A 24065-nucleotide genomic window follows, 5' to 3' on the forward strand; every position below is an offset into this window, starting at 1 on the left:
TAGTCCCTTATTAATTACCAGCTTTCACACGTGCTGCAATATCGATTGTACGTCTTGCTTGATGTTCAACTGCTGGTTTCACATCTCTAGACATATTCCCATCTTCGTCAACTGTAACACTTGTACCATAAGGATTTCCGCCAGTAGTGAATAGTACTGGATCTGAATAGCCAGGTGCTGCAATAATAGCGCCCCAATGCATTAATGATGTGTATAGAGAAAGGATACTTGCTTCTTGTCCACCATGATCATTTTGTGCAGAAGACATCGCACTAACTACTTTATTTACTAATGCACCTTTAGCCCATAATCCGCCTTGCATATCCAAGAATTGTTTCATCTGAGATGCCATACCACCGAAGCGTGTTGCTACACTAAAGATAATAGCATCTGCCCATTCAAGATCATCAGAAGTTGCTTCTTGAACGTCCTGCGTTGCATCATAATGTGCTTTCCATGCCGGATTTGATGCAATTGCTGCTTCTGGTGCAAGCTCAGGCGCTTTAACTAATCTAACTTCTGCACCTGCAGCTTCTCCTGCTGCCTTTGCCCACTCAGCCATTTTGTAGTTCGTTCCTGTTGAACTATAATATACTACTGCTAATTTTACGTTCTCCATTTTCCCTATCTCCTTTTTCATTCTTTTTCATTCTTAAAATCTCCCATTTCAAAGATCTTATGCGGAATGATTGCAAAAGTAAGCCTCTTAACTATTGTTTAGAAAGTAAATTACTTTATGTAAGTATAATACATAAAGTAATCCTCTGTGTCAAGCAAGCATTCCTAAAATCATAAAAAAGGTAAGCTGTGCTTTCATACAACAGCTTACCAATTTACTATTCATGCTTATTTTTTTGCAACGCTTCCTCAAGCTCATCTACAATCGTTGATTCCGATAACTTTACATTTGATCTATAGGCCGCACGGGTGATCAGATGTCCAGCTACAGGGGCCGTTAAAAACACAAACAAAATACCTAGTAGTAAACGAACACTAACTAATGATTCTGTCACCCATAAATATAAGAATGCACCAAGTAATGTTAATAACACTGCCAGCGTAGAGCTCTTGGTCGCGGCATGTGAACGAGAATAAACATCTGGGAAACGAATCATGCCACAAGCACTGATCACACTGATAATGCCCCCGATTAAAATAAGCAGGGCTGCCAGAAACTCAAAGATCCCGCTTACGCTCAATAAAAACACCCCTTTCGATAAATTTCGAAAAAGCGATGGTGCTTATAAATGCTAAGATCCCTAATATAAGAATAACTTCAAGAAAAGCCTTTGTTTCGAGCAATATAGATATGGTCGCAATTCCCGAAATAAGGATAACACCAATCATATCCAAGGCAATCACACGGTCAGGTAGACTTGGCCCCACAATAACCCGAAAGAGCGTTATTAACACCGCTAAACCAAATAGTGCCAGCGCTATAATTAACATGATATCAATCATTACCTTGTCACCTCCATGATAGCTTTTTCAAATTTTGCTAAAGAACGGACTAAATCATCCCGTGATTGTTCGATATCCATAGCGTGAATATAAAACACATTCCCCTCAGGGGTCACTTCCATTACGACAGATCCTGGCGTCAAGGTCAATAGCAATGCAAGCGCAGGGACTTCCCATTCGCCTCTGAGTACTGTTTCATACCTGAATATTCCCGGTTGAATATGAATTTTAGGGCTTAAGATATGTTTAAGAACAAATATACTGGACTGGATCAACTCTGAATTAAAAATCAGCACTAATTTAACCACTGCGTAAAACCGGCGCAAATAAAATTGTTCTCCAAAAAAGCGATGCATCAGAAAGACGATAAGCGCTCCAACAATAAAGCCGGTAAAAAAGGTCGAGAACTTCAATTCATCTTCATCAACAAACATCATCCATAAAAAAGCAATAAATAAGTTAATTAAAAATTGGGCAGGCATTTAATCCACCTCCTCTATTATTAGCATTCACTATCAATCATTTAAGACAGCATCAATATATATTTCCGGATTCAATAGTGTATTTGCAGCATCGCTAACATAAACAGCAATCGACTCTGCTCCAAGGCCAAGACCAATGGTTGCCAAAACAAGCAAGACACACGGGATAACCCATCCTTTTTTTAATGGTCTTTCATCTTCTTCACTAATTATCGTTTCACCCCAGAAACAATTCAAGAAGACCCTTAACAGGGAATATAAAACAAATATACTAGACAGGAAAGCAAGGGTAAGCAAGACATAATGACCGGATTCGATGGCTCCTTGTCCTACCAACACTTTTCCAATAAAGCCACTTAGTGGAGGAACTCCTGCTAAGGACAACATCACAATAAAGAACATCCAACCTAATGAAGGGTAATTTCGAATCAGCCCACTCATCTTGTCCATTCTGCCAGTGCCTGTAAGCAAGATTACTGTACCCGCCAACAAGAATAAGAGTGCTTTTACAATCATGTCATGAATTAGATAATAAATAGAACCCTCGATGGCTGCAGGAGTCGCAACCGCTAATCCTACGAAAATAAAACCAACAGCAATAACAACATTATAAGTTACGACCTGCCTAATATCCTTATAGGCAACCGCACCAATACTCCCCCCGATCATGGTGAGTCCGGCTAGTATACCGATGATCGTATGTGTTATAGATGGCTCGTGGTAAAAGATCAGTGTAAAGAAACGAAACATCGCATAGATACCTACTTTTGTTAACAATGCGCCAAATAACGCCGCAACAGCGGGTGGTGGAGCACCATAAGAACCCGGTAGCCAATAGTAGAGAAAGAGACCAGCTTTTAAGCTGAATACGATCATGAACAAGACACTGATAACCGTTAATAATGGTGTCTGCCCCACTTCAGCAATTCGTTCGGATAAATGTGCCATATTCAACGTACCGACTGTACCGTATAAGTAAGCAATCCCAACGAGGAAAATCCAGGATGACAGAATATTTATGGCAACATATTTTATGGATTCCCTTAACTGCCTTTTTTCTCCACCTAATGCAACTAATACATAAGAAGCCAGTAACATTACTTCAAAAAATACATATAGGTTGAACAAATCACCAGTTAAGAAAGATCCGTTAACACCGGCTACAAGAAAATTAACAAAGGAATAAAAGAACATGTTTTCTTTTGCCTTTCCAATCGATGAAAAGGCAAAAAGCAAGCAAAGGATCGTAACAATACTTGAGGTCAGTACCAGCAACACGGAAAATGAATCTGCCACAAACAATATGCCAAATGGCGGGGTCCAGCCCCCAAAATCAAGCCGTAATATACCTTCTGATTGGATACGATTTAATATGTAGAAGCTAATTCCCGCATTAACGATCATCGCGCTTAAACTTATCCATTTTTGCAGTTTGATATAACGGCGGATAAAAATAAGAAAGATACCGGTAAGAAGCGGAATAACCATAGGTAACACAAGCATATTATTCATCATTATTACCTCTCAATGCTTCCAAATTATCTGTACCGTTTTCTTCATACGTACGGTATGCCAACACAAGAAAGATCGCCGTTACACCAAAGCTAATCACAATAGCTGTTAGGATCAATGCTTGTGGCAATGCGTCAGTGAAACCTGAAGCATTTTCCCCCAATAATGGCACATTTCCCTTTTCAAATCCTCCCATTGCCATTAATAGCAAGTTCGCAGCATGGGAAAGGATCGCTGATCCCAGAATTATTCTAATCATATTTTGGGAAAGCAGCAGATAAGTAGCAACCGTTACTAAAACACCTGATAGGATGGTTATTAACGTTTCCATGGTTTACACATCCTTACTAATACTTAATATAATTGTAACTACAACCCCTACGACAGCCAAGGCAACACCAACTTCGAAAATTGTAACAGTAGAAAATTCCATCTCCCCGAAGAATGGTACATCAAATTCTCCCATCGTTTGCGTTAAAAATGGAACATCAAATAGGAGAGAACCAAAACCTGTCGCAATAACGATAAAGCCTCCAAGCGCACCAACTACTTTAAAGTCGAAGGGGAGCGCCCGCTGCATTGTATTTACATCAAATGCAAGAATTAATAAAACAACGGCAGCAGCCAGAACAAGTCCACCAATAAATCCGCCACCCGGATTGTTGTGACCTGAAAAGAACAAATAAACAGCCAATGTTAATATAATAAATACAACAATTTTTGTAACAGCCTGTAAAATAACATCATTACTCTTCAAGGTTCTGGTCTCCCTTCTTCGTTTTCAATTTCGCCAGTGAGAAAACTCCGATTCCCGCAATAAGGAGTACAGTAACCTCGAGCATCGTATCAAACGCTCTAAAATCACCGATAATTGTATTAACAATGTTTTTACCTCCGGCAAGTTCATACGCATTTTCAAAATAGCTTGAAACAGAGTTAAATAAATCGCCATTTTGAACGGAAAGCGCAATTAATACAAATAACACACCCACAGAAACAGCAATACCCATATTCAGGGCCTTTGACCGTTTAGGGGCATCCTCTTTTTTCCAATCGGGAAGAAAGTTAAAACAAAGCAGGAACAATACGGTTGTCATCGTTTCAACACCGATTTGGGTCAATGCGAGATCCGGAGCACGAAGCAGTACAAAAACAACAGAAATGGAATAGCCCAATACACCATTCAATATTATTGCCGTCAATCTCGATTTTGCAAATAGAATAGAAATAGCGGCGATGATCATCACAAGCACAATCAATCCTTCATATATACCAATCGGAGCATCTCCGGATAAATCAATGGATAGCGCCCCGGTGTATAAAAATGTTCCTCCAGCCAACGCAATAAAGAAAAGATAAATGAACACCAAATAATTACGAAGGCTTCCAGTCATATAAAAGTTAGTAATCGAATAGGCGCTTCCCTCCAACTGTTCCAATAGATAATTATATAGTGCATCCAAGCTCCAACTCGCTGGAAATAGCTTGTAGACACCTTTCCAATAATTTCGGAATAAATAGAGTAAGGCACCAACAATGATTACACCTATTGTCATCATTAATTCTGTATTGAATCCGTGCCATGCCGAAATCGTTTGACCTAAATTCCCTTCCAAAGCAAGCTGTGGATAAACACTCGCCATTGCGGGTGTCAGTAAATAACGTCCAATCAGATTAGGGAAAAAGAAAATACCAACAACTAGTAAAGCTAGAATAGCAGGGGCTGTCAGCATGCCAATCGAGGCTTCCTTCGGTGGGCGCTCTAATCGTTCAAGGTGGCGCTCGCCAAAGAAGGTTTGGAAAACAATGATCAAACAATAAACAAACGTAAATACACTTCCTACCCAGGCAATAATCGGAAAAATGACTCCCCAGGTACTTAATGAAAATATATCAAGCTGACCGATATTCAGGGCAGCTTCAAAAAACATCTCCTTACTTAAAAAACCATTAAACGGTGGTAATCCCGCCATCGAAAAACTTCCAATTAAGGCAATGGTAAAGGATACAGGCATGATAGCCATTAATCCTCCAAGTCGCCGGAGATCCCTCGTTCCTGTTTCAAAGTCAAGGATACCAACAATCATAAACAGGGCACCTTTAAATGTTGAGTGATTGATCAAATGGAAAAGCGCAGCAAATGTGGCCTGCGTATAGATAATGGATGATGTGGAAAAGTCATAATAATACGCAGCTGACCCTATACCGAATAAACTCATAATTAGCCCTAATTGACTAACCGTCGAGTAAGCAAGCAATGCTTTTAAATCGACCTGCCTTACTGCAGTAAATGACCCCCAAAACATTGTAAACAAACCAACCCCACTAACCAGCCAGAACCAGGTTGCGTCTCCACCAAAGACAGGCGTAAAACGGGCAACCAAATAGATCCCTGCTTTTACCATTGTAGCTGAATGTAGATAAGCACTAACAGGCGTCGGTGCCTCCATTGCGTCGGGTAACCAAATATGGAAGGGAAATTGTGCTGATTTTGTAAAAGCACCGAGTAAAATTAGCAGCATTGCGGGTAAAAACAGTTGATGATCTGTATAAGTTGAAATCGTTGCGATAACTTCACGAACACTAAACGTTCCGGTCATTACATAAAGCATAATAAAACCAATCAGCATTCCAAAACCACCGCTTACAGTAATAAGAAGCGACTTTTGCGCACCCTCCCGGGATTTCTTACGATGGAACCAAAATGCGATTAAGAGAAAGGATGAAATACTCGTCAATTCCCAGAATACATATAGCACCATCATGTTATCAGAGAAAACAACCCCAAGCATGCTCCCCATAAACAACAGTAGATAAAGATAAAAGCGGTGAAGTGATTCATTTGTAGATAAATAATAAATAGAGTATAGAATTACAAGTGTTCCAACACCAGTAATAAGGAGTCCCAAAATCATGCTGAGCCCGTCTAAATAAGTCGAAAAATTAATATTGTAGGAAGGAATCCAATCAAACGAGCGAAGATATGTATTTCCTTTAGCCATGGCCGGAATATAACGAGCAAGTGCTATAAACAAAACTGCGGGAACGAAAAGCACAAACCAACCTATGTGGACACGTGTAAATCTTTTATACACGAATGGAATAAGCGCGGCAATGATAAATGGAATAGCAATTGCCATGTTTATAGTTAACAAAATGAAACCTCCAATTCAACCTCACCAGACTTGCATAATAACCTTCAACCCTTGACTTATAGGGTTTCTAGCGCCATAATATGTATGCCATAGCAAGTCAGTAATAAGAATATTAGAAAACTCGGTGTTTACCTTAGTTGCACTTATACAGTAAGAAAGTAGTTATACTTTCTTATCTGCCAAAATAAACAGATACTCTGTAATTATACACGAAACATCATGACACTGCATTCCTAAAGCTTGTAATGTAGCGTAAAATAACAAGTATCCTAAACGATTATAGTACTCGAAATGAGCCCTTTTTATACATTGGGAATCGCTTGGTAAACCCCGATTTAACGGGAAATTTATTGCATTTACAAAAAGGGTTTTACTTCAACACATAATCGTGTTAGAATGATTAGGTTTTAGAACGTTTCATTCAAGAATTAATAACGTATACTATGAATAATTAATGGGGTGATGGTTGTCATGAAAAAGATAAAAGGTAGAATGGATGAAAGTATTTTAGTTTGTGTGTATTATGGCCCCAATGGTGAACGATTGATCCGGAGAGGCCATAAATTAGCTGACATGCTGGACTGCCCTTTATATATTTTAACTGTAGACACGCGGCCACATGATGAATTTGATGCGGAAAAGTCCAGTTATATCGAACGATGGGAAGAACTGGCTGATGAATTGGATGCGGAGGAATTCATTATTCGTGACAGCGAGAGATCATCTGTCAGAGCCATTAAAGAGGTTGCACACAATCACAATATTACACAAATCGTTATTGGACAAAGCCCACAAAACAGATGGGAAGAAATTACGAAGGGGTCATTTTCCAATATGCTGTTGCGCGCCATGACATTCATCGATATCCATATCGTCTCTATTGACCGGACACTCAAAGGCGTAGAGATGGACGATACTTCCTACGAAAAAGGGGTACGCGGTTTTTTGCGACCCGATAAAGATAGCTATAGACTTTTCTTTACAAGATCTAAAGAAAATCTTTATGAAGGGATTTTTTATAAAGAGACCGGAACAGACTTCAACAATGGCATTTTCAAATTTATAGCCCATGGTAAAACATGTCAGGTTCATATAACAGAAGATGTTGTAACAGGCAAAATGGTAGAACCACCAAATTTGAAAAAAAGTTAATTTGTGCCTCGCACGAGCACAGCTTTCATATAATGCGTTAACATAAAAAGCTTCTCCAACAGCAAAATTTATTGCGCTGGAGAAGCTTTTTTCTAATTAAGCTAAACGCTTAATCCGTTCATCTAAATCGGGATGTGTTGAAAAAATATTGGATTTTCGTTTCCCATTTATTTTTAATGTGGCAATGGAAGTATCATCGTTCGCCTTCACACGATCTGAATATGCTTTCAACGATTCAAGTGCATGCCTCATCTTATCTTTACCCGCTATATCTGCCCCACCACGATCCGCATGAAACTCGCGGTGCCTGGAGTACGCAAATACAACCAAGCTTCCTAGAACAGAGAACACAATTTGGAATACAATGATCGCCAAAAAGTGAACAATTGGTGCCATTTCTTCTTTTACAAAACGCGAAGCGATCCATGCAGCAACACGAGCCAGGAATACAACAAACGTGTTAACGACTCCTTGCAACAGTGTCATTGTAACCATGTCCCCATTAGCAACGTGTGCCACTTCATGTGCAATCACACCCTCGACAGCGTCATCATCCATTCCTTGTAATAGCCCACTGGAAACAGCGACTAAAGAGCGTTTCCTTGAAGGGCCAGTGGCAAATGCATTCACTTCAGGCGAATCATAAATACCAACCTCTGGCATGTGCAATAACCCTGCAGCCCTGGATAGGCGATGTACCTTTTCCACAACAACTCTTTCATAATCCGTTGATGGATTGTCCGGGTCTATCACACGGACATTCATCATTTTCTTTGCCATCCAGCGTGAGATAGCAAGCGATATAAATGAACCTGTAAACCCTATTACAGCACTAAAAGTTAACAGTTGCATCAAATTAATATTGCCATTTGGATCAATATAACCCCAGCCCCCTGGGATAATAGAGAAGATAATACTAATCGTAAGTAATACCAATACGTTTGTTAGCAGAAAGTAAAATATTCGTTTACCCATCATCTCACCCTTTTTATCTACTTTTTTCATGTAACATAGTTGTATTATATAATCCAGCCCGTACAATCACAAGTATGGAATCAATCCGTCTCCAGACAAAATGGAATTGTTACTAATTTGTGAACTAATTAAACCAACCATTATCTTTATATTTAGATATGGCTTCAATTCTGTTACTGACATCTAATTTATCAAAGATGATGGAGACATAATTACGTACGGTACCTGTTGTTATAAACAATGCACCTGCAATCTCTTTCGTCGTCTTTCCATCGGCAATCAATTGAATTACTTGTTCCTCTCGTTCTGTAAGTGGAGTCCCTTCATGATAGGCCATGTCCACTAACTCCGGCGCATAAATCCGACGCCCATCCATAATAATCCGAATCGAATTGGCTAATTCCTCACTTGGACTGTCTTTTAGTAGATAGCCACTCACATTCGCTTTCCGGGCTCGTTCAAAATAGCCGCTTCGGGCAAAGGTTGTTAAAATAATCACCTTACAATTACTATTTTTCAATTTCTCTGCCGCATCCAACCCACTCTTTACCGGCATTTCTATATCCATGATACATATATCCGGATCGTGCTCATTTACTAATTCTAATGCTTCTTCCCCATTCTTTGCTTTTCCAACAACCTGCATATCATCTTCTAAATTAAGCAAAGAACCAAGCGCTCCAAGCAGCATCCCCTGATCTTCAGCGATCACAATACTGATCATGATATCCCCTCCTGAATAACATTCGGCACCTGTATACAAAGTGTTGTCCCCCCATTGGCTGTATCGATCAATAAACTGCCATTAACAAATTCCAGGCGCTCTTTCATCCCCCGTATCCCATGTCCTTCCATGAAATCGGAGTGTTCAACTAAACCGATGCCGTCATCCACTATTTTAATTAAAACTTTACTCGGCGATTGTATGACATCAATCGTACAACACGTGGCCTGACTATGTTTAACAACATTTGTAACAGCTTCCTTCAAGCACATGCTCAATACATTTTCAACCAGCAGCGGCGTCCCCATAAGATCCGGGTCCCCTTTTAAATGGAATTCCATTTGTGCCGCTATAACCACTTGCTCTACACGAATAATTTCTTCTTTAAGTCTGGCATTTTTCATATTGGATATCATTTCTCGCACTTCTTTTAAAGCTGTTCTGGCTGTCTGATGAATATCATTAATTTCTATTTTGGCCAATTCCGGATTTCGCTCTATTAATTTTCCTGCCAAATCACTCTTCAAACCGATAAGAGAAAGCTTTTGCCCTAATGTATCGTGTAAATCACGCGCAATACGCTCCCGTTCCTCCATTACAGTTAACCGGGATATCTTTTTATTTGCATCCTCCAGTTGCCCTTCCAGTTCCTCCTGTTTATTACGATTATACAAATTGACAGGAATAAGTATGACACCTAATACGCTAAGTAAAATAAAGGGAATTTGCGAATAAAAGATCTGACTTTGTATGAAAAATCCTGCAATTACTGCGGCGATGGTTGTAACGAGGTGCACAATATATAACGTAATAAAGCCAGCTTTATTTTGAATATTGCCGATGAAGAATGTTAAAAACAACGCAAAATATACATAGCCAAAATACAACGTCATTCCAATATTGATCGCTATTTGAATGCCTACGGATACATATACGGTCCACCCTTTGGAAATAAAGGAGACTCTATAAACGGTAAAAAATATCATAATCATTAAAATACCAATGATAACTTCAGCCATTGTGTTGGAACGAAATATAAAATAAAAAGGAAGAACACAAAAAGCAATCCAGGCAAAGAGACTAAGCCCGGTATTCTTCGGGAATATATGAAACCAATTTTGCATATGTAATTCCTCCTTATACAGTGTTATCCCATCATCAACACCTGCGTGATCCGACTTTGCTATCTATCCACCTCAGTATAACAAAATAACGCACCACTGCGTAATGATAAAAGCCCTTCAGTCAAAAGCTGAAGGGCAATGTTAGCAGTTAAGAAAATATAAACGAAGGGCGCATTATCTAGTCCTTGTCGCTACAGAAATATACTACGCTTTCCGCAGGCTTGCACTGAGCCTCCTCAGAAAAGAAGCCCACTTTTCTTGTGGGGTCTCAGCGACTACGCTTTTCCTGCAGGAGTCTACGTATATTTCTTCCGCTCTGGCGATCGTTGGTTTTGATAGTTATCTACCCTTCTATGATAAAAAGATAAACAAGGGTAAATCACCGCTTTCTCCTTTTTAGAGAAGAAAGGTTACCTTAGATTATCATGGATGGTTGCGGAAGGTAATCGACTCCTGCGGGAAAAGCAACAACTGAAGATCCCACAGAAAGCGTTCTTTGCTTTCGAGGAAGCTGAAGTGTTGCCCGCGGAAAGCGACTACCTGGAGCAAACATCTCACTTGACGGAGAATCCATAAGAACCAAGTAGTATTCTTGATTTTTCTACCTATATTTATTTTTCTTGAAAGCTCGGTTTACTCGACTTCACAGTTACTTGGGATGTCGGCTTTTTCAGCAGTTCTTTCACATCACGAAAACTAACAAACGTTTTGCTCGCTTCATCATATAACCGAAAGCGGATTGACTTTAAACTGGAAGCAAGCGTGATTGTTGTTGCCTGTTGCAATGGTGGCGTGGATTCATGTGCTTTTTCCAAGTTATAATTTGGCACCCTTGGACTTAAATGATGGACATGATGGTATCCAATACTACCGGTTAACCACTCTATCACTTTTGGTAACTTATAATAGGAACTCCCGTCCACAGCAGCTTTCACGTAATCCCACTCGGATTCATTTTCAAAATAGGAATCCTCGAATTGATGCTGTACGTAAAACAACCAAATACCTAGCGATCCTGATACAAATAATATCGGCACTTGTACAAGGAGAAATGCCTGCCAGCCAATCGCCCAAATTAGCAGGGCATAAATAGCAGCAATAGAAAAGTTAATTAAATACGTATTCCAGCGTTCTTTCCTTTTTGGACCTTTTCGATTAAATCGATTCGAAACAAGAAACAGATAAATCGGACCTAACCCAAACAGCACAATCGGGTTGCGGTAAAGACGGTAGGCAAGTCTCCCCCAAAAGGATGCTTCCCGATACTCTTCTACGGTCATGACCCAAACATCGCCAGTACCACGCTTATCTAAATTACTGCTTGTTGCATGATGAATTGCGTGATCACGTTTCCATTTTTCAAAAGGAAAATGGGTTATAATCCCTGTAATTGTACCAACAATCCGAGTCGCTTTCTTATTCTTAAAAAAGGACATGTGTGTACAATCGTGGAAAATAATGAACGTACGAACAACAAATCCTGCTGTGACAACGGATAGTGCAAGCGATAACCAGATAGAAACGGACAAGCTTTGGTATGCCAGAAACCAAAGTAAGAAAAAAGGTACAATCGTATTTACTAACTGAAAGATACTTGATTTTGTATTAGAAGCTGCAAATGGAGCAACACTTTTTCTTAATTGTGCTTGTTTTTGTTTACTCATAATTTCCTCCTATAATAAGTGTTCCATCGTTTATTTTTATATTGATAACTTTATTATAAGCAAAACCCCAACATGTTATAAGTCATAATCGTCAAGGATGGGACATGACACTTGTCATGTATCGCACCCACTTCACAAACTTTGATGTCCTTAAAAAACTAAGGCATTCGCTTAATAGCGAGTGCCTCAGTTGCACTTATATAGTAGGTAAGTTTACACTTTCTATCTACCAAAAAACAGAGGTGCTAAGCGATCAATTCGCTTAGCACCTCTTTAAATAATTTCTATTTTGCAGTCATCATTTTTTCTAATTGTAATGGTTCGATATACTTTCCATCCTTATATGCACGCATATTGCCACCAGATATTTCATCAATGAGCACGATTTGGTTGTTTGCATCTCTGCCAAATTCCAATTTTATATCATAAAGTTCAATGTTTTTCTTCGCCAATTCTGACTTGACAATATGAGAGATTTTTTGTGTCAACGTTTTTAACGTTCCATATTCCTCGTTTGTTAAAATACCTAACATTTGAAGTGCGTCTTCACTGATTGGCGGATCTTGCCGCTCGTCGTCCTTCAAGGTTACTTCAACAAATGCGTTCAAGTCCTGTCCTTCTTTTGCATATTTACCGTAGCGTCTTAGAAAACTGCCAACCGCCCTGTAACGGCAAATCACTTCTAGACCTTCTCCAAAAACAGTTGCCGGAACAACAGTCATCGTCGTCTCCTCCACATTGGCATCAATATAATGTGTTGGAACACCTTTTTCCTTTAATGTTTCGAAAAAGAATTTAGTCAGCTTCAGCCCAGCCTGGCCAGCACCCTCTATTGTAAGACCAACTGTGTTTGCGCCAGGATCGAATACGCCATCTTCTCCAGTCACATCATCTTTAAATTTCAGCATGTAATTTCCGTCTTCAAGTGCATAAACATCTTTTGTTTTACCAGAAAATAAAAGTTCCATGGAAAGTTTCCTCTCTTCTCAACAGCAGTTTTATTCTTTTATTATCACACAGAATGATACAACTGTAAATTCGACATTGTTCTTATATGTCTCCTATTTTTTTGAAACTTTATCGCAGTTTGGCGGGCAGTAAAACTCCCATTGGGATCTTCCATCAAGTAAGATGTCAGCTCCAGGTAGTCGCTTTCCGCGGGTGCCCCGGCAAGGGGTATGTCGACGTTGCCCACAAAGGGCGGTTTTAGTCGACCTTCATCAATGCTTCCTGCGGGATTTTCAGCTGGGACTGCGCTAACTCGTCCCACCATAAAGACTTGTTGCTTTTCCCGCCGGAGTCGACTACCTTCCGCTTCCATCACATGGTAATCTAAGGTTAGCTTTCTTCTCTAAAAAGAAAAGAGTGGGAGGTTTTCTCCTTGATTTCCTTTTTATCCATATACCGTCAAGAACCAACTATCACCAGCGGAAGAAATATACGTAGACTCCTACGGGAAAGCGCAGTGGGAAGACCCCGCAGAAAAAGTGTACTTCTTTTTCGAGGAGGCTGAGCGCAAGCCCATGGAAAGCGTAGTATATTTCTGAAGCGACGAGTCTTAGATATCCCCTTTCGTTAATACTTTCTTTACTTGGAACAAAGACTAAAATCGCGACGTTCTGGGACTACGGTACTGTCGTTCCTCGTCCCATCGAAAAGCATTGTCGCAATGTCTTCACTAGCATATCCTGTGCGTCGAAACTCCCACTGAGATGAATTTTCACTCTATGTATGCTTCGTAAGTCCTGCTGCTTGATAGTATTTACTTTTCGTTTCGTTATATTGTTCCGTGCAGCGGTTAAATTCGTCTTGTTGTTCTTCCATTTTACGATAGCGCTTATTTATTTTCTTAATTTGTTTATCAAGTGCCTCGGTATCCCTATCTTCTTTTTGCAGCTGTCCATAGAATTCCTTACTTTCTTTTAGACTATCCTCAAAATCTTTGTAATAGGACTCAAACAGCTCATATCGTTTATCCATTAATTCTACAGTTTCTATCGCGAGCTTTTGTTGTTCCGTATCCCTAATCTCCTCTGCAACCTTTTTAGTGGGTAGAGAGAGCTGATAAGCATCGTTCAAACCTGCATCAATTTCTTCCAATAACTGCTTTTGTTGTTCGTTGTTTTTTTGTGCAGCTCCTATGTGCTGCTTTAATTGCTCTACATGATCCGTATCAATATCCATGATTTTTTGATAGATAGTCTGTTCTTCCTCACCTGTTTCCTTTAAGGCTTGTTGCTTATCCGCAAAAACCTTTTCCTGGTCCGCTGCCTTTTCCAGATCTGTATAAATGTTCTCCGCTTGTTTTTGGTCGTGATGACAACCGCTAAGCAGTATCAGAAACAACATCATCAAACAAATGAATAACTTCCAGTTTTTAATCATGTTCATCCCCCGATCTTATTTACCCATTGATAGGATGGCAGCGGCCTTCACATTCAAATGTTAAAGGCGCCATTTTATTTGTGACTGTTTCTGTTTGGTAACCTTCCTGCTGAAGATAGGTTAATAATTTAGGCAAATGTCGAATCGTCTCCGGTTTATCATGAAGCAATACTACCGGGGTTTCGCCCGCTTGCTTTACATTTTCGATTTCCTGAATAGTATGATCGATAAATCGTTGGTCCTTCAACTCCCAGTCCCGGCTGTCCACATTCCAATCCCATATTTTAAAGTTCTGCTGATTCAATGATCCCCTCATTTCTTCCGTCAAATAAGGGATACTGCCATAAGGTAGGCGAACAAGTTCCGTGTAAACACCACTCACATCCTGCACAATCTCCTGGTCGTCGCTCATTTCCTCTGTAGGCGCTTCCGTCGAACGGTATATTTGGTCTTTATCATGTGTGATTCCATGTAAACCAAGCCCAAATCCTTCATTCACCATTCTTTCAACAATCTCTGGACGGCTTTGTATCTGTGGACCAAGCATGAAAAAAGTTGCTTTGGCATTGTATTGATCCAATATATCGAGCAATTCACCAGCTTCGGGTGATGGCCCATCATCGAATGTTAAGTAAATGGCTTTATCTTTTTGTTCTGCTTTACGTTGTTTTTCCTGAGCCTTTTGCTTTGCTTGCCTTTCCTTTTCTTGGAAAGACTGATGGAGATCAGAGTCAGAAAATGCCTTTTTGGTTTCAAATGAAAGGGAAAGTTGTTCTGCCGAAACAGATTCTATCTTCTCCCCAGAAGCGGCTGTTTTATCGATACTAGCTAAACGCAGAAAGAAGAATGACAGTATAAATACAGCGATAATAGATAGTGTTATTTTCCCTTTGCGATTTAAATGTTTATGTTGTTTCATTAGCGCATCCCCCCAGATAACTAATTGATAACTTTATGTAAAATAGGTGCAATGACCTAATATTCGATTAATACCCCTATCATGCAACAAATTTCGCAGTCTGTACACCCCTAAATTTCCCTATTTCTAATGATGCCAGAAATTAAGGGGAGTTATATAAGTCTATAGTCTATTTGTTTCAATTATTGGTCTTTCAACAGTGGAAACTTGTATACTAGAAACATGGAACCATGCATATATTTTGTGATATGGGGGTGATAAGATGAATGCATCGGATATCATTACAATGTTAAAAGACCGACAGCCTACTATTCTTGACTATGAAAAATACCGAAAATATGCTATCCTGCTTCCACTAATTGAAGTTAATAAGGAAACGCACATTTTATTTGAGGTTAGATCAAAGCATATGCGAAGTCAGCCAGGGGATATTTGTTTTCCAGGTGGGAAAGTGGATCAAGAAGATCCAGACGAAAAGCATGCAGCTATCCGAGAAACTTCTGAGGAGTTGGGAATAAGCGAAGCGGACATAAGTGAAGTTATTCCACTTGATTATTTGGTTTCTGATTCCGGGCGGATCGTTTATCCTTTTATCGGCAGGATTTCTAATGTGGATCAGGTTTCACCAAACGCATCTGAGGTCGATGAGGTCTTTACTGTACCGCTCACCTATTTTCTTCAAACAAAGCCCAACAAATATAAAGTTGATTTACAGGTTATACCTGAAGCGGATTTTCCTTATGAATTAATTCATGGCGGAGAAAATTATAAGTGGCGAATGCATCAAATAGATGAAATATTTTATCAGTATGATGGAAAAGCAATTTGGGGATTAACAGCAAAGATATTGGCCCACTTTATAGAATTGCTAAAAAAAGAACCCTTCACCTTATAACAAAACACATGAGCATAAAAAAGCTCATGTGTTTTTAATTATTATTGATAATTGGTGCTGGATTAAGATTCAGGAAACATTGTTTGCTGATCAATGAATCTAAAATAAGGAAGGATAATACCCAACAATGAAACCGTACAAATAATGACACCTATAAGTATATATAAAAGCCTTACACCCCACAGTTCGCTCAACGTTCCGCCAACGAATACACCTAATGGCAATGCACCCCGAATAATCAATAAACGAACAGAGAAAACGTTTCCCATTAAATGGTTGGGCACCGTTTGCTGACAAATCGTTGTATTATGTACGTTAAAGAAGGCCATAGCTATTCCTCCAATTGCTTCCATAACAAGGGCCAATATAATCCACTGGTTAAATCCCAATACGATAAAGGTAAGTCCCCCTATTACAAGCGAACCTAACATTAGAATCCTTTTGCTTCGATATGTTACTTTTCCCACAAGTATCGAACCCATCACATAACCCAATGGGAAGGATGCCATAAAATAGCCATACATGGCATAATTCCCATTTAGCACATTCATTATATATGGCAGGTTAATAATCATTGTAACGCCTACCCCGAATTGAACAAAGGCCAGAAATACGCCTAACCATACAATCATTCTTTGTTTGAAAAAGTAACGTATCCCTTCTGCGAATTGTTCCACCCATGTACGCCGAACAGCATGCACGTTTCTCGTTTCCTGAATCATTAGCAATAAACAGCCACTTAACGCAAGTAGTACACATACGGATGTCAATGTTAGTGTAATGCCAATGTATTCTATTACAATGCCGGCAATAATTGGCGCCATAAAGGTCATCAGTCGAACTGTTCCATCAATATAGGCGTTCGCTGTACGTAATTGTTCCTTTTCAACAATCGTAGGTAAAATCGCTTGATTTGCAGGGACATACAGCGGTGTAATTAAACCCACGGTTAATTGGGCTGCGTAAATATGCCATGGCTCTATTTGCCCCATAACAACAGCTCCCAACGGGATAAGAAAAACCAGTCCGCGGCTCCACAGTGCAAATATCATCACCCATTTCCGACTCCATCGATCAATATAAGGGCCGATAAACAATTGTAAAACAAGTGAAGGGATAAAGTATAATAGCCACATACTGCTTAAAGCCATTGTAGAACCTGTGATTTCGTATATCAAAAGCGCGTTACAAAAAGTTCCAAAGGCTCCGCCTAATTCCGAGATAGCGTTACCCATCCAGATAAAGGTAAAAGATCTATTTTTCAATATACCCATGAAGTCACCCAATTCTATTCATGATTATCTGTGGATTCATTGTTGCAAATATAAATCTATTTCTTTTGCTAATGATTCAATTGAATTCTTTTTCAATACATACACGGCATCTGTAATTTCGACGAGTTGTGCCGATCTCAAAATCTTCAAATGGTGATGAATTGTTGACTTTCCCACCGATAATTTTTCTGTTATTTCTTGAAGTGTTCGATCTCTTTCAGACAGTAACTTAACAATTCTTAGTCTCACCTCATCACCTAGTGCTTTATGTTTTAGCACTAAAAAGTTACTTGGCAGGTATTTATCTTGAGGTGAAATACTTTCATTTGAAATCGGATAATAGAATACCTTTGTTCCTTCCATATCTGCGACGATATTCCACGGCCGATAAATATAATGCGGAATCAAAAGTACCTTATGTACACTAGGCTCAGGACTGTAAGACACGCCTGCTGTTGCCCATTCAACAAATTCTTCAGGATTCATCTTCCCTTTCATATGCATTTTTGCTTCAACATCTGCTTGCAGCATGTTATTAAATTGATCTAACGACGGTTTAATTACATTTTCATACCATCGTGACATGATTGTAATAAGATGATGTTTAAGCTGATGTACGTCTACATTACAAACAAACGCGATGTAATCGGGAAAAAAGGGATTATCACTTGTTAATGTCTTCATTTTCTTGATAGCTTCCTCTCTCCCTAATGCTGCAGCTTTTCTCGTTGTTTGATGCGCATAACCGACAAAAGGTATACAGTTAAATTTGAGCTCTGTGGAAGAAAGTTCCTCTATATAAGTAATAAACGCCGCCAAAGTTTGAAAGTCCTCTTGATGTAGTAGTTGTAACAATGCCTTCCAAGTGTTATTTTCTTCTACATAATTCAGGTGCTCACGCAAATCCACTGGCAAGGAGCCCCTTGTTTCTTTCCAAAAACTTATCGGCTTCTCCAAGGAATCTAATAAAGGAGTATTTGTAACTGCCGCAATTCCCAGGGCGCACTCCCACAAGGTTGAGTACTTTATTTCAACCTGATACGTTTCACGCCTTCTACCTGTTGTACTCAAAACGTCCATACTTAACAACCTCCATTCATTACCATTTATTCTACACATATAGAATATATTATTCAATATTTATAGAATAATATATTAAACTTTTTTAATTACTGAACGTATTCCCTGCTAAACGGAAAAACAGTCCAAACGAAAAGACACATAAGCATGGATGCTCATGTGCCTTTTTAATCTATTTAATTTTGAACGCGCTTCTTTCGTTAAACCTTTTCCACCAATTGTCTCATCGTTCCATCTTTGGAAAAATTCGTATGCCATGACAATGCCTTTTCCAGGACATGTGGTGTCTGTCCACCCCGCTCTAATGCTTCATTATAGTATTCCCACAGTTGTTCCCGATACATCGGATGTGCACAGTTCTCAATAATCAACAGCACACGTTCCCTCGGGGCTAACCCCCTTAGATCTGCATAACCTTGCTCCGTCACTACAACGTCTACATCATGCTCTGTATGGTCTACATGTGAAGCAAATGGAACAATACTGGATATATCTCCATCCTTAGCGATAGATTTAGTAACGAAAATTGCCAAACGTGCATTACGGGCAAAGTCACCAGATCCGCCGATTCCATTCATCATCTTTGTCCCTGTAACATGTGTAGAATTAACGTTTCCATAAATATCAAACTCTAATGCTGTATTAATAGAAATCAAACCAAGTCTGCGGATAATTTCTGGATGATTGGATATTTCTTGTGGTCGCATGATCAATTTATCCCGGTATTTTTCAAAATCAGCAAATACTTGTTTCATCTTCTGCTCAGATAACGTAATGGAACAACAGGAAGCAAAGCTAATTTTGCCTGCATCAATTAAATCAAACACAGCATCCTGCAATACTTCTGAATAAACTTCCAGATCCTTAAACTCTGAATCAATCATGCCATGTAGCACCGCATTGGCAACCGATCCAATTCCTGATTGTAATGGTGCCAGACTTTCCGTTAATCGTCCTGCTTCAATTTCTTTATGGAAAAATTCCAGCAGATGCTGGGCCATCACTTCTGTTTCATGATCTGGCTCTACAATCGTGGAGGGAGAATCCAGTTGATCGGTAAAAACAATCCCCTTCACCTTATTCCAGTCCACAGGGATTCCTTTTGTCCCAATTCGATCAGCTACCTTTGTCAATGGAATCGGATCACGTTCCCCTTGCTTGCCAGGATTATACAAATCGTGAAGTCCTTCCAATAGTTCGGACTGTGCCATATTTATTTCAATAATAATTCCCTTTGCGTTTTCAGCAAATGACAATGAATTTCCAATCGATGTTGTTGGAATAATCATGCCATCATCCGTGATAGAAATCGCTTCCAAAATAGCGTAATCGATTCTATTAATCACTTCGCCCCTTAATAGTTCAGCAGTGTGTGATAAGTGATGGTCAACAAATAAATGCTCGCCTTCATTTATTTTCTTACGCATGGTTGCATCCGCCTGGAACGGCAAGCGCTTACTAACTATTCCAGCCTCAGCAAACATTTTGTCAATATCCGATCCCAACGATGCACCTGTGAAAACATTTACCTTAAATGTCTCCCCCGCTGCCCGCTTTATCAGTGCTGTTGGGACCGCTTTCACATCTCCGGCACGTGTAAAACCACTTAACCCCAATGTCATGCCATCTTGAATCCATGATGCAGCTTCCTCTGCGGAAACGACGCGATCATGTAGGCGAGGATCTTTTATACGATCATAAACTTTCTTCATATATAATCCCTCTTTCATAACCTTTAAAACTATTCTAACTTATTCAGATATTGAATTGGGAATTTTTGACGGAAATAGATAAATCCTGCACGAAGCATGAAAACGAATGCACCGAACAGAAAATAGCTGTTAGAAATCCAACATTTTCCGAAAATAACTGGCATACGATTGACTAACAGGAATTTGATCACCATTATCCATTGCCAAAACAAAAGTAGAGTGAGTATCTGGGTGAATATCCTTAATATGATTTACATTCACGATAAAGGAGCGATGACAACGAATAAATGACTCCCTTGGCAACGTATACTCGAACTCCTGCAGGGGATTGTTATGGGTGCCCGAAAAGCCGTCTGCCCTGACATATGTTTTCCTCTCTTTTACTTCCAAGTAGATGACATCTTGAAATGGAATGGGTTTCCACCCATCAGCAGATTTGACTGTTACGACGGATTTTCCTTCCGTGAATGTCGGATAAATTGCGGTAACACAACCTGCAAGCTCCCCATCATTGTGGAAAGGCACTGCCATACCGTGATAAGGAACACCAAATACTTCCCGATTGATAAATTCGGACATCTTTTGATCTGTCAGCATGGCCTTATAAGCCATTGTTCCTGCTTTAATCGGATCCCCTGAGCTTATTTTCAAGTCCACTCGTTTACTCGGTCGGTAATAAATATATTCTGTTGTATTGGACACAGCAATCGATATTTCGTCGGAAAAAAGCTCTCCAACTACATCCAATAATGGTCCCAGTGTAAATTTTTGCATAATTAGGCTCCTTTAATGAAAATAATACTTCACTACTTTTATTATACAACAAGGCTGCTCTCTAGTAGATTATTGTTTTTTCTAGGTAATGAATCTTAAAAGCAAGTATAAACTGCGAGGTAACACCGAGGTGTTTCCAAAACGTGTGCTTTTGCGCCGTCCGGGATCGCTCTGGGCGATGCTTTCCGCGGGCACGGCCTCAACAAGAGGTCTGCAAGCGTTGGCCGAAAAGGACGTAATTAGCTTGCCTGCCTATGAGCTGGACGATTTTAGTCGGCCTTCATCACCAACAACTCTTTGGTGTCTTCAGTCTCGTGCTGGGACTGCGATTACTCGTCCCACTGAAAACCTTTGTTCCCACAGGAGTCACCTCTCTCCACTCATCCGGACTAGTAAAGCTAATTGCGAAAAATGCTTTGTCATTTCATTCAGCTCATTCATAAAAGGAAGTAGCAATTGTTTAATCAAGCAATGAATAAATATGATAAAGTTGCAAGTCCCAAGGCATATATCAGCGAAGGAAATACACGTAGACTCCTGCGGGAAAGCGAAGACGATGAGACCCCACAGTGAGCGTTCTTTGCGAGCGAGGCAGACTAAGTACGCCAGTCCTGGGGCAACGTCTGCACTAGCACATCCTGTACGTTGAAGGCTCAGCGCGAGCCCTAGGATGCGCGTAGTGTATTTCCGAAGCGGTATGTTACGCCCCGGTTTATATCAATAGCAACAAAAACAGCGTGGATCATAAAGGATACCACGCTGTTTTCTATTCATTTTTTATATTTTTCCTGGAATTGTTTAAACTCTTTTTTCGAACAGTTTACAAAGTGTCCTGGGGCAACTTCGCGCATTTTCACTTCTTCTCCCTGCGCGTATTTATGTGCATCAGGGTCATAGGATTGTCGGACGCGGGTTCGTTCATAATCTGGGTCCGGTAACGGAATTGCAGATAGCAATGACTGCGTGTATGGGTGCATCGGATTACGATACAAATCCTCAGCCGGCGCAAGTTCCACTAATCTTCCGAAGTACATTACACCAATTCGATCGCTTATATATTTAACCATTGATAAATCATGGGCAATAAATAAATACGTTAACCCTTTTTCCTTCTGCAGTTTTCTAAGCAAGTTGACTACCTGCGCTTGAATAGATACATCCAAGGCTGAAATTGGTTCATCCGCTATAATAAATTCCGGTTCTACTGCTAGTGCACGAGCAATACCTATCCTTTGTCTTTGTCCCCCAGAGAACTCATGCGGAAAACGATTCGCGTGTTCACGATTCAACCCCACTGTCTCCAAAAGCGAATAAACCCTTTCCATCCGCTCTTTTGGCGACTTGGCGAGACGATGAATATCGATACCTTCAGCAATCACATCCGATACCTTCATTCTTGGATTTAACGATGCATATGGGTCCTGGAAAATCATTTGCATTTTGCGGTTGAATTTCTTCAATTCCGATTTTGATTTTTTCCCATGGACACTTTCACCTCTATAAAGCACTTCCCCATCTGTTGCATCATATAGACGGATGATGGTTCTTCCAGTTGTTGACTTTCCACAACCTGATTCACCAACAAGTCCCAATGTTTCCCCTTTATATATATCAAACGTGATGTCATCTACAGCTCGGACTTCACTAGGTTTGCCAGCATTAAAGTGCCGCTTAAGGTGTTTAACCTCTAACAACTTTTCTAATTCCGCCACTTCACTTTTCCCCCTTTAAAGAAGCCGCTTGTTTCGCTTGAAATTTAGCCATTCTTTCTTGAACTGCAACAGGCGGTTCTACTTCAGGTGCATCGGGATGCAACAGCCATGTAGCAGCAAAATGGGTATCCGAAACCTTAAACATTGGCGGATCTTCTTCCAGGTCTATTTTCATCGCATAATGGTTTCGTGGGGCAAATGCATCACCCTTGGGAGGATGCAGTAAATCTGGCGGTGTACCAGGGATTACATATAATTCCTCATCCTTCGAATCTAAACTAGGCATAGAACTAATTAGTCCCCATGTATAGGGGTGTTGTGGATTATAGAATATCTCGTCCACTGTTCCAATCTCTACAATTTTACCACCATACATGACCGCTACACGATCAGCAACATTCGCAACGACTCCTAAATCATGTGTGATAAAAATAATCGATGTTTCTATTTGCTTTTGCAGGTCCTTCATTAAGTCTAATATTTGACCTTGAATTGTAACATCAAGTGCCGTTGTAGGCTCATCTGCAATCAATATTTTTGGAGCACAGGCGAGTGCAATAGCAATCACAACCCGTTGCCTCATTCCACCTGAAAATTGGTGCGGGTATTGTTTTAAACGCTCTTTCGGATTGGGGATCCCCACTAATTCAAGTAGATGTAATGCCCGTTCCTTTGCTTTACTTTTGCTTAGATGCTGATGCTTTAATAGTGGCTCCATAATTTGTTTTCCAACTGTCATCGTCGGGTTTAATGAAGTCATGGGATCCTGAAAGATCATTGAAATATCTTTTCCGCGAATTTTTTGCATTTGCTTTTCTGATGCTTTCGCAATATCTTTATCTTCAAAAAGGATTTTCCCCTTTTTTATTTCCGAATTGCCTGTCGGTAACAGTCGCATGATCGACTTGGTTGTTACCGATTTACCCGAACCGGATTCTCCTACAATGGCAAGTGTTTCTCCTTCATATAAATCAAAGTCTACACCACGGATGGCTTGCACTTCACCTGCAAATGTATGAAAGGAAATATTAAGATCTGCAACTTCCAATATCTTTTTCATGTAGC

Annotated in this window: 23 protein-coding genes; 2 read left to right on the forward strand and 21 right to left on the reverse strand. The window is 39.9% G+C overall.

The window, feature by feature from the left end; translation table 11 throughout:
• Window positions 1-10: 10 nt before the first annotated feature.
• From wrbA to JOC34_RS15665, 8 genes are all read right to left on the reverse strand, one after another.
• Window positions 11-619, reverse strand: a complete 609-nt coding sequence (gene wrbA / locus JOC34_RS15630; RefSeq protein ID WP_205137719.1) for an NAD(P)H:quinone oxidoreductase — start codon at window positions 617-619, stop codon at window positions 11-13.
• Between the two features lie 217 nt (window positions 620-836).
• A complete protein-coding gene (locus tag JOC34_RS15635; RefSeq protein WP_205137720.1) occupies window positions 837-1199 on the reverse strand; it encodes a Na+/H+ antiporter subunit G in 363 nt (120 codons plus the stop codon).
• Window positions 1177-1461 (reverse strand): Na(+)/H(+) antiporter subunit F1, encoded by a 285-nt coding sequence (locus JOC34_RS15640; RefSeq protein ID WP_205137721.1) that lies wholly within the window; start codon window positions 1459-1461, stop codon window positions 1177-1179. Before JOC34_RS15640 ends, JOC34_RS15635 begins: the two co-directional genes overlap by 23 nt.
• Window positions 1461-1943, reverse strand: coding sequence for a Na+/H+ antiporter subunit E (locus tag JOC34_RS15645; protein WP_205137722.1), 483 nt, complete (start codon window positions 1941-1943; stop codon window positions 1461-1463). The genes JOC34_RS15640 and JOC34_RS15645 overlap by 1 nt, the downstream gene beginning before the upstream one ends.
• A gap of 33 nt (window positions 1944-1976) precedes the next feature.
• Window positions 1977-3455 carry a Na+/H+ antiporter subunit D gene (locus JOC34_RS15650; protein WP_205137723.1) on the reverse strand — a complete coding sequence of 493 codons (1479 nt, stop codon included), beginning with the start codon at window positions 3453-3455 and terminating at the stop codon, window positions 1977-1979.
• Complete coding sequence (locus JOC34_RS15655) at window positions 3448-3786, reverse strand: Na(+)/H(+) antiporter subunit C (protein WP_205137724.1); 339 nt, start codon at window positions 3784-3786, stop codon at window positions 3448-3450. Before JOC34_RS15655 ends, JOC34_RS15650 begins: the two co-directional genes overlap by 8 nt.
• 3 nt (window positions 3787-3789) lie before the next feature.
• Window positions 3790-4212: a Na(+)/H(+) antiporter subunit B gene (locus JOC34_RS15660; protein WP_205137725.1), complete on the reverse strand. Its 423-nt coding sequence runs from the start codon at window positions 4210-4212 to the stop codon at window positions 3790-3792.
• Window positions 4202-6610 carry a Na+/H+ antiporter subunit A gene (locus JOC34_RS15665; RefSeq protein ID WP_205137726.1) on the reverse strand — a complete coding sequence of 803 codons (2409 nt, stop codon included), beginning with the start codon at window positions 6608-6610 and terminating at the stop codon, window positions 4202-4204. The genes JOC34_RS15660 and JOC34_RS15665 overlap by 11 nt, the downstream gene beginning before the upstream one ends.
• 471 nt (window positions 6611-7081) lie before the next feature.
• Here JOC34_RS15665 and JOC34_RS15670 point away from each other — a divergent pair, with 471 nt between their 5' ends.
• Window positions 7082-7762 (forward strand): universal stress protein, encoded by a 681-nt coding sequence (locus JOC34_RS15670; protein ID WP_205137727.1) that lies wholly within the window; start codon window positions 7082-7084, stop codon window positions 7760-7762.
• Window positions 7763-7858: 96 nt separating this feature from the next.
• Here JOC34_RS15670 and htpX read toward each other — a convergent pair whose 3' ends face one another.
• The 7 genes from htpX to JOC34_RS15705 all read right to left on the reverse strand — a co-directional run bounded on the left by htpX (window position 7859) and on the right by JOC34_RS15705 (window position 15553).
• The gene (gene htpX, locus JOC34_RS15675) at window positions 7859-8737 is read right to left on the reverse strand and encodes a protease HtpX (protein WP_205137728.1); all 879 of its coding nucleotides are present in this window, start codon (window positions 8735-8737) and stop codon (window positions 7859-7861) included.
• A 124-nt stretch (window positions 8738-8861) separates the two neighbouring features.
• Window positions 8862-9461, reverse strand: coding sequence for a response regulator transcription factor (locus tag JOC34_RS15680; protein ID WP_205137729.1), 600 nt, complete (start codon window positions 9459-9461; stop codon window positions 8862-8864).
• Window positions 9458-10585: a sensor histidine kinase gene (locus JOC34_RS15685; RefSeq protein WP_205137730.1), complete on the reverse strand. Its 1128-nt coding sequence runs from the start codon at window positions 10583-10585 to the stop codon at window positions 9458-9460. The genes JOC34_RS15680 and JOC34_RS15685 overlap by 4 nt, the downstream gene beginning before the upstream one ends.
• 611 nt (window positions 10586-11196) lie before the next feature.
• Window positions 11197-12249, reverse strand: coding sequence for a Delta(5) desaturase DesA (gene desA, locus JOC34_RS15690; protein WP_205137731.1), 1053 nt, complete (start codon window positions 12247-12249; stop codon window positions 11197-11199).
• A 284-nt stretch (window positions 12250-12533) separates the two neighbouring features.
• On the reverse strand, window positions 12534-13217 hold the full coding sequence (locus tag JOC34_RS15695) for a phosphoribosylaminoimidazolesuccinocarboxamide synthase (RefSeq protein ID WP_205137732.1): 684 nt from the start codon (window positions 13215-13217) through the stop codon (window positions 12534-12536).
• 757 nt (window positions 13218-13974) lie between these two features.
• Window positions 13975-14634, reverse strand: coding sequence for a YkyA family protein (locus JOC34_RS15700; RefSeq protein ID WP_205137733.1), 660 nt, complete (start codon window positions 14632-14634; stop codon window positions 13975-13977).
• 19 nt (window positions 14635-14653) lie between these two features.
• Complete coding sequence (locus JOC34_RS15705) at window positions 14654-15553, reverse strand: polysaccharide deacetylase family protein (RefSeq protein WP_205137734.1); 900 nt, start codon at window positions 15551-15553, stop codon at window positions 14654-14656.
• Window positions 15554-15815: 262 nt separating this feature from the next.
• On the opposite strand from JOC34_RS15705, the gene JOC34_RS15710 reads away from it, so the two are divergent.
• Window positions 15816-16448 (forward strand): NUDIX hydrolase, encoded by a 633-nt coding sequence (locus tag JOC34_RS15710; RefSeq protein ID WP_205137735.1) that lies wholly within the window; start codon window positions 15816-15818, stop codon window positions 16446-16448.
• A 62-nt stretch (window positions 16449-16510) separates the two neighbouring features.
• Here JOC34_RS15710 and JOC34_RS15715 read toward each other — a convergent pair whose 3' ends face one another.
• The 6 genes from JOC34_RS15715 to JOC34_RS15740 form a co-directional block, all read right to left on the reverse strand.
• Window positions 16511-17722: an MFS transporter gene (locus JOC34_RS15715; RefSeq protein WP_205137736.1), complete on the reverse strand. Its 1212-nt coding sequence runs from the start codon at window positions 17720-17722 to the stop codon at window positions 16511-16513.
• A gap of 36 nt (window positions 17723-17758) precedes the next feature.
• Window positions 17759-18802, reverse strand: a complete 1044-nt coding sequence (locus JOC34_RS15720; RefSeq protein WP_205137737.1) for an ArsR/SmtB family transcription factor — start codon at window positions 18800-18802, stop codon at window positions 17759-17761.
• A gap of 200 nt (window positions 18803-19002) precedes the next feature.
• On the reverse strand, window positions 19003-20532 hold the full coding sequence (locus tag JOC34_RS15725) for an acetyl-CoA hydrolase/transferase family protein (protein ID WP_205137738.1): 1530 nt from the start codon (window positions 20530-20532) through the stop codon (window positions 19003-19005).
• A 111-nt stretch (window positions 20533-20643) separates the two neighbouring features.
• Window positions 20644-21288, reverse strand: coding sequence for a LytTR family DNA-binding domain-containing protein (locus JOC34_RS15730; RefSeq protein WP_205137739.1), 645 nt, complete (start codon window positions 21286-21288; stop codon window positions 20644-20646).
• Between the two features lie 770 nt (window positions 21289-22058).
• Window positions 22059-23000: an ATP-binding cassette domain-containing protein gene (locus JOC34_RS15735; RefSeq protein WP_205137740.1), complete on the reverse strand. Its 942-nt coding sequence runs from the start codon at window positions 22998-23000 to the stop codon at window positions 22059-22061.
• A 1-nt stretch (window position 23001) separates the two neighbouring features.
• Entirely contained in the window at window positions 23002-24060 is a 1059-nt protein-coding gene (locus tag JOC34_RS15740; RefSeq protein ID WP_205137741.1) for an ABC transporter ATP-binding protein, read from the reverse strand.
• Window positions 24061-24065: the final 5 nt, after the last annotated feature.

The sequence above is a fragment of the Virgibacillus halotolerans genome (assembly GCF_016908515.1).
Taxonomy (GTDB): domain Bacteria; phylum Bacillota; class Bacilli; order Bacillales; family Amphibacillaceae; genus Virgibacillus_M; species Virgibacillus_M halotolerans.